The organism is Propioniciclava sp., assembly GCF_029977985.1.
In the GTDB taxonomy this organism is placed as follows: Bacteria; Actinomycetota; Actinomycetes; order Propionibacteriales; family Propionibacteriaceae; genus Propioniciclava.
Window position 1 is genome coordinate 23,445 of the sequence record NZ_JARKOT010000268.1, and the last position, 7,847, is coordinate 31,291.

Sequence of the window (7,847 nt, forward strand, 5' to 3'; positions counted from 1 at the left end):
GGTCGACCGCACGCCCCCAGGCCGGGCCCGCCGCGAGCGCCCGGGCCGCCTCGGCGGTGTCGATCGCCCGGAGAACGGACCACTCCATGCGCCCCCCGCTTCGACGCCTGCTCGCGCTCGTCCTCACCACCACGCTCGCCGTTCCCGCCACGTTGCTCGCCACGAGCGCCGCCGCCCCCGCACAGGCGGCCACCAACACCGGGAGCCCGCACTACTTCGGCCCCTGGCCCAACTGGGCCAACAGCGCCTTGACGACCTCGAACGCCACCGTCACCATCCAGGGTGCCGGCACGGGCGCCACGGCGAAGGCCAAGGTCGACCCGCTCACCGGCGGCCTCGTCCAGATCGACATCCTCACCCCGGGCGCCGGCTACGATCCCGCCACCACGTCGGTCGTGCTCGCCGGCGGCGACCCCGCCCATCCCGCCACCGCCCAGGCGACCGTCGCCACGACCGGCACCGTCACGGGTGCCACGGTGGCCGCCGCGGGCTCCGGCTACTCCGGCTTCCGCGTCACCCTGGCGGGCGGCGGCGGTACCGGCGCCGTGCTCACCGCCGACGGCGGCGTCGACGCCGTCGTCATCGACGACGGCGGCAGCGGCTACACCATGCCGACCGTCGAGTTCGCGCTGCCCGACCTCGAGACCGGAACGCAGGCCAAGGGTCATGTCGCCACCGTCGAGGCCGATGGGGAGGCCGGCATGACCCCAGACGGCCAGATCACCCGGATCGTCGTCGACGAGCCCGGCTCCGGCTACCTGACCGCCCCCGCGGTCGCCGTCCACAACGGCACCCTGTTCGAACCGCTCCCGCCCAACGGCGAGGGCAGGTCAGCTCAACCCCACACCACACTGAAGCTGACCGGGCTCACCGTCACCTCCTTCGGCTCCGGCTACACGTCCGCGCCCACCGTGACGATCACCGACGTCGTCGGCGGAGCGGGCAGCGGGGCCGCGGCGACGGCGTCCACCGATGTCGGGGCCGTGACCGCGATCACCGTCACCGATCCCGGCGCCGGCTACCTCGACGTGGGCATCCGCAAGTTCGTCGACGAGCTGCCGCTGCCCTGCAACCCCGCCGCCGGCGGTTGCCCCACGGACGCCGCAGCGCGCTACCTGCCGATCGCCGTCCCGACGGTGAAGACGTACAACGGTCAGGAGGCCGACGAGTACACGATCGCGCTCGTCCAGTATCGGCGTCAGTTCAGCGCCGACCTGCCGCCCACGCTCGTGCGCGGGTACGTGCAGGTGGACACGGGCGGCGTCCCGGGTAGCCAGCGGGTGCCACTCGTCAACGAACTGCTCGACGGCACGAAGGTCGACACCGGCCTCATGGGCGTCACGACCCCGCAGTGGCTGGGGCCGTTCATCAACGCCACCAAGGACCGTCCCGTCCGCATCGTCTTCCGCAACCTGCTGCCGACCGGGGCCAACGGCGACCTGTTCCTGCCGACCGACTCCACGATGATGGGGGCGGGCATGGTGCCCATGACCATGACGCCGCCGGCCGACGAGGGGACCGTGACCGACGGCGTCCGGAACCAGGAATGTTCGCAGAGCCCGAAACCGGCAGCCTGCTTCAAGGACAACCGCGCCACCCTGCACTTGCACGGCGGCATCACGCCGTGGATCAGCGACGGGACGCCGCACCAGTGGATCACCCCCGCAGGCGAGGACACGCCGTGGCCGCAGGGCGTCAGCGTGCAGAACGTGCCCGACATGGGCGACGCGGGGTGCCAGGCCGCCGACGACGGCTGCCAGACGTTCTACTACACCAACCAGCAGAGCGCCCGGCTGATGTTCTACCACGACCACTCGTGGGGCATCACGCGGCTGAACGTGTACGCGGGCGAGGCAGCCGGGTACGCGATCACCGATCCCACCGAGAAGCGGCTCGTCGACGGCGGGCTGCTGCCGGGGGCCGCCGACACGCTGCCGCTCATCGTCCAGGACCGCACGTTCGTGCCGGGCGAGGCCCAGATCCACGACACGCTCAACCCCGACGGGTCGATCGCCACCTACGGTCAGGACCCCACCTGGGACACCGCCCGGTGGGGCGGTGAGGGCAACCTGTGGTACCACCACGTCTACATGCCCGCCCAGAATCCGGGCGACCCCGGCGGCATGAGCGCCTACGGCCGCTGGATGTACGGCCCCTGGTTCTACCCGCCGGCCGCGGACACCACGTACGGCCCCATCGCCAACCCCTCCTACGACCCCGCCTGCAAGCTGGACGACCCTGCCACCTGGCAGTACCAAACGGATCCCTACTGCGAGCCGCAGCAGATCCCGGGGACGCCGAACGTATCGGCCGGCATGGAACAGTTCAACGACACGCCGCTCGTCAACGGCGTCGCCTACCCGACCCTCACCGTCCAGCCCAAGAGCTACCGGCTCCGGCTGCTCAACGCGGCCAACGACCGGTTCTTCAACCTGCAGTGGTACGTCGCCGACCCCGACCAGGGCAACGGCAAGACCGAGGTCAAGCTCGACCCGGACCAACTCGCCGCCGCCCAGCTCGACCCGACCGTGTCGCCGACGCCGGTGCACAACAGTTCCACCGCCGGCCCGGACTGGATCCAGTTCGCGAACGAGGGTGGCTTCCTGCCCACACCGACGGTCGTCGACGGCCAGCAGCACATCACGTGGATCCAGGATCCGACCCGCTTCGACGTCGGCAACGTGGACGCCCACGCGCTGCTCATCGCGCCCGCCGAGCGGGCCGACACGGTCGTGGACTTCAGCAAGTTCGCCGGCAAGACCCTCATCCTCTACAACGACGCCCCCGCCGCCTTCCCGGCGCGCGTGCCGCAGTACGACTACTACACCGGCGCGCCCGACCTGAGCCCGGCCGGCGCCCCGGAGATCCTGCCCGGCTACGGCCCCAACACGCGCACGATCATGCAGGTGACGGTCGCGGACGCCCCCGCCGCGGCCCCGTTCGACCTGACGAAGCTCACGTCGGCCTTCCGGCACACCGTCAACGGCACCGGCGTGTTCGAGTCCGGCCAGCACCCGATCATCGTCGGGCAGGCGGCCTACAACAGTGCCTACGGGACCAGCTTCGCGAGCGGTGCCAACTGCAACGTGCCCGGGGCGCCGCGTCAGACGTGCGACGGCCTGGTCCGCATCAGCGACACCGGCGAGTTCGGCTTCAACACGCTGGCCAGGCAGTCGAGCAGGCAGGCGATCAAGCTCGACCTGAAGTCGGTGCACGACGAGATGAACGCCACGTCGTTCGACCCGTTCGGGCGCATGTCGGGCAACCTCGGCCTCGAGAAGAGCCCACCGACGCCCGGCCTCGCCAACGCGGTGCTGCTGCCCTATGTCAACGCGCCCACCGAGTTGATCGACGGCACGAGTCTGCCCACCGGCATGTCGGCGACGCCCATCACGACGACGGCCGACGGCACCCAGATCTGGCGGATCACCCACAACGGCGTCGACACCCACCCGATTCACTTCCATCTGTTCGACGTGCAGGTGCTCAACCGGGTGACGTGGGACAACATCATCATCCGCAACGACCCGAACGAGAACGGCTGGAAGGACACCGTGCGCGTCTCACCGCTGGAGGACACGATCGTCGCCCTGAGACCGATCACCCCTGTCCTGCCGTGGGAGATCCCCAACTCGGTGCGGCCGATGAACCCGATGATGCCGCTCGGTGACACCAGCATGTTCAACAGCGTCGACACCCAGGGTGACCCGCTCGGCACCCCGATGACCAACAAGCTGGTCAACTACGGGTGGGAGTACGTCTGGCACTGCCACATCCTGTCCCACGAGGAGATGGACATGATGCGGCCGATGAGCTACGTGCTACCGCCGCGCAAGCCCGACCAGGTGACCCGCACCGTCGTCGGGTCGGGGTCCGCCGCCCGGAACGCGTTCACCTTCCGCGACAACTCCATCGCGGAGACGAGCTACGACCTCGAACGCTCCGCCGACGGCGGCACCACCTGGGCGGTGGTCGCCACGAGCGCGTCGCCGCTCGACCAGGTCAACACGGCGGGCGGCGTCCGGACCCTCACCGATCCGGGCAGCAACGCCGGTGACCGTGCCTCCTACCGGGTCACGGCCCGCAACACGGCGGGGTATGCGGGCGTGCGCCAGATGACGGCGTCCGCAAGCTCGGACGTGGTGACCCTCACCGGCCAGCCGCCCGCGGCCGCGACGAACCTGACGGCCACCCTGGCCGTGGGTCCGCGGGTCAACCTGGCCTGGCAGGGGAACGCGAGCGCGACGGGCGTCCTCGTGGAGCGGTCGGTCGACGGCACCACCTGGACCACCGTGGCCACCCTCACCACCCCGGCCACGACCTGGTCGGACGCCACCGTGCAGCTGGGCGCCACCTACTCCTACCGGGTCCGGCTGACGAACGCCGTCGGTGCGTCCGAGCCCAGCAACGTGGTGTCCGTGCGGGTGTCGGCGCCGGCCGCGCCCACCGGGGTGAGCGCGAACGCCGACCGCGACCCGCGCGGGAGAGTGATCGCCGTGCGGTGGACCGACAACGCCACCAACGAGGCCGACCAGCTCATCGAGTGGAGCAGCCGGTCCGGCGGTCCGGCAGCCGGCTCGCTGACGGTGCCCGCCAACGCGACGACCGCGACCACCGGGCCGGTCAACCGGAGTATCGCCTTCGTGCGCGTCGGCAGCCGCAACGCCTTGGGCACGAGCTGGTCCGGGTGGGTCCGGGTGCGCTGACCGGATCCGGGCGTGCGGCGTCCGTCACTCACGACGGGCGCCGCGCGCTTGTGCGAACCAGTCCGCCACCGGGGTGGCCCCCCACGCGCTGATGAGGGCGCCAGCGTCGGCGGCATGGCGCCGGGCGGCGTCCGCGTCTCCGATCGTGGCGGCGGCCAGCGCGAGATGGCAGTCGACGGGCCCCAGGTGCCCGAGGGAGCCAACGCTCGCGATGTGCCCGGCGTGAGGTGCCAGAACGGCGTACGCGCGTCCGGCCAGTTCGGCGTCGCCGAGGCCGTGTGCGATCTCGGCGGCGAGGGCGGTGTCGAAGGGCGCCAGGTAGGTCGTGCCGCCCACCCGGACGCCCGCCCGTTCGGCCGTCGCCCGGGCCGCATCCCGGCGGCCGAGGCGCAACAGCAAGGCGATCCGCAGGTTGGCCGTGGGGCCCGCGTCCTCGCGCCGCGCCGCCCAGGCGGAGCATGCCAGCTCGGCCGGCTCGCGCACCCCGCGCCACCACGCGTTGAGCAGCGTGGTCAACCACACGCCCTCCGTGAGCCGCCCGTCGCCCGGCTCCGGCAGGGCGCGCGCTCGGGCGAGAGCGGCGTCCGCCTGCCGGTGGCGGCCCAGCATGCCGGCCCACGAGGCCGCCATCAGCTCGAGCAGGGGCAGCAACGCCAGGCCGCGGTCGTGACGGGCCACGTGGAGCAGACCCGGCAAGGTGCGGTCCACCTCGGCGACACGCCCCAGGTCGGCTGCGGTGACCACGCCGTGCACCTCGGCGACGAGCTCGGCGGCGGCGTCGAAGGACGAACGGGCCAGGGTCGCCATCTTCGTTGCCGTCGCCGCCCGCCAGTCGGCCGTCTCGGGGCGCCAGCGCGCGGCCAGGGCCGAACCGAGGACGCGGAGCCGGAGGGCGGCGTCCGGGTGGTGTTCGGTGAGGGCGAGCGCCTCCTCGACCCAGGCGTCGATCTCCGCCGGCGGCGCGGCATAGTAGCTCTCGGTGGCGAGTGCGGCGAGCGCCTCGGCACGCAGGCCGGTGTCGTCGGTGCGCGCGATGATGCGGCGCAGCGCCGCGACCGCGCCGTGGTGAGTGTCGCCGTAGGCCCGACCGTGCCAGACGGTGCCGGTGTCGCGCCCCGCGGCGACGGCGGCGAGGAGGGCGGTGTCGCGGGTCAGCTCGGCGGAGGTGATCGCGTCGTCCCAGGCGGCGTCCGCCTCGGCGGCGCGGCCCGCCCAGCGGAGCATCCGGGCCTGTTGGAGGCGCACGCGAGCTCGCAGCCGCTCGTAGGCGTCCGGACGCGTGTCCGCCACGACCTGCTCGGCCAGGAGCGGATGGGCCACGCGGAGCGGGCCGCCCGCCACGCGGCGCAGCACACCCTGGGTCAGGCCCGCCCCGACGCCCAGCTCGACGGCGTCGGCCGGCAGGAAGCGCGTGAGCTCGGCCGTCTCGGTGGGCTCGCCGAGCAGCGTCATGAGCCGCAGCACCTCGATCGTTTCGTCGGGCACCGCCGCGAGTTGGAGGCTCACGTACTCCAGCACGGGCAGCGGCAGCGGCCCTGCCGGGTTTCCGGTCTCGGCCAGCAGCAGCGCCAACCGCGGGTTGCCGTCGGCACGCCGGTGCAGCGCCGGCCACTGCTCCTCGGGCAGCAGGTAGCCGCGTTGCCGCACCAGCGCCTCGGTGTCGGCCACCCCCAGCCGCGGCAGGTCCATCCGGACGCCGTCCGCGCGCGTCGCCGCGTGGCGAAGATCCCGCAACAGGATCGTCTGCGCGCCCACCACGTGGGTGAGGACGAGGCACAACGGCAGGCCGGCGAGGCGGTCGGCCAGGTGGGCGAGGGCCTTCACGGACGCCGCGTCGGTCCACTCGACGTCGTCCACGAGGAGGGCGACGGGCGCCTTCCGTCCGACCGTTCGCACGCACGCCACGAGCCGCTCGCCGAGCCCGAAACCGGAGGTGGCGGCGTCGGGGGAGGACAGCGGGATGTCACCGGCCGTGCCGGTGGCGCACAGGGCGCCGATCGCCTCCGTGACCGCCCATCCGTCGGGGGCGTCGCGGCTGGCCGGCGGGTCGACCCCGGCGACGACGAAGCCGCGAGAGCGGGCGCGGGCCAACAGGGCGCGGGCGAGGGTGGTCTTGCCGATCCCGATCTCGCCCGTGAGCCACACCATGCGGCCCGAGCCCGTGCGGGCGGCGTCCAGACAGGACTCGAGGGTGGCGAGGGCGTCCTGTCTCCCGATCGGGGCCTTGGCGGGGGGCGGGGCGGAGGGCAGGCCGAGCGTGGTGGCCTGGTGGAGGATGTCCTGCTGCAGGCGGCGGACCGCGGGGGTCGGGTCGAGGCCGAGGTCGTCGGCAACGCGCTCCGACAAGGTGCGCAGGGCCGTGAGAGCGTCCCCCTGCCGCCCCATCCGGGCCAGGGCGAGGGCGAGCAGCAGCCAGAGGCGCTCGCGCAGCGGGTTGTGGGCGGTGAGGTCGCGCAGCGCGACGAGCGCCTCGCTGTCGCGGCCGAGGGCGAGGCGGTAGGCCGCGGCATGCTCGGCGGCGGTCATCAGGAGGTCGTCGATGCGGGAGCGTTCGCTCGCCGCGCGGGTCGACTCGCCGAGGTCGGCATACGCCGGACCGCGGACGAGGGCGGCCGCCCGGTCGAGTTGGTCCAGGGCGGCGACGAGCACGCCGACGTCCTCGGGACTCGCCGAGGGCCGGTCGGCGTCGGGGATGACGCGCCCCGCCTCCACCGCCTCGAGCACGAGCCGGGCGAGGCGGCCGGCGTCCAGATGGTCCTGGGGAAGGTCGAGCAGGTAGCCGCGACCCGCGGTGCGCAGGATGCGGGGCTGCTCGCGCGGGGGCCGTTCGGGTTCGAGGGCACGCCGCAGCTCGGCGATGTAGCCGTGGAGGGTCGCCGGGGCGCCTGCGGGTGGGTTGGGCCCCCAGACGAGGTCGACGAGCTCGTCGACAGAGAGCGGGTGCCCCGCGGAGAGTGCCAGCGCGGCGAGGAGCGCCCGCGGCTTCAGGGCGCCGAGGTGCACCGGGCGCCCGTCCCGGACGAGGGTCGTCGGTCCCAGGACGCCCACGTTCGGCAGGGCGCGTGGCTTGGTCTCCATGCACCCACCTCCTCCCGCTCGGGCCCGCCCTGTGTTGGGGGGGGGGGGGGGGGGGGGGGGGGG

At 73.3% G+C, this 7,847-nt stretch carries 2 protein-coding genes; one reads left to right on the forward strand and one right to left on the reverse strand.

All coding sequences use genetic code 11. From position 1 onward, the window contains the following. The first annotated feature begins 86 nt into the window (after window positions 1-86). Window positions 87-4,706 carry a multicopper oxidase domain-containing protein gene (locus Q1K57_RS14580; RefSeq protein WP_300083892.1) on the forward strand — a complete coding sequence of 1,540 codons (4,620 nt, stop codon included), beginning with the start codon at window positions 87-89 and terminating at the stop codon, window positions 4,704-4,706. Between the two features lie 24 nt (window positions 4,707-4,730). On the opposite strand, the gene Q1K57_RS14585 is transcribed toward Q1K57_RS14580, so the two are convergent. Next, the gene (locus Q1K57_RS14585; RefSeq protein ID WP_300083894.1) at window positions 4,731-7,784 is read right to left on the reverse strand and encodes a BREX system ATP-binding domain-containing protein; all 3,054 of its coding nucleotides are present in this window, start codon (window positions 7,782-7,784) and stop codon (window positions 4,731-4,733) included. Window positions 7,785-7,847: the final 63 nt, after the last annotated feature.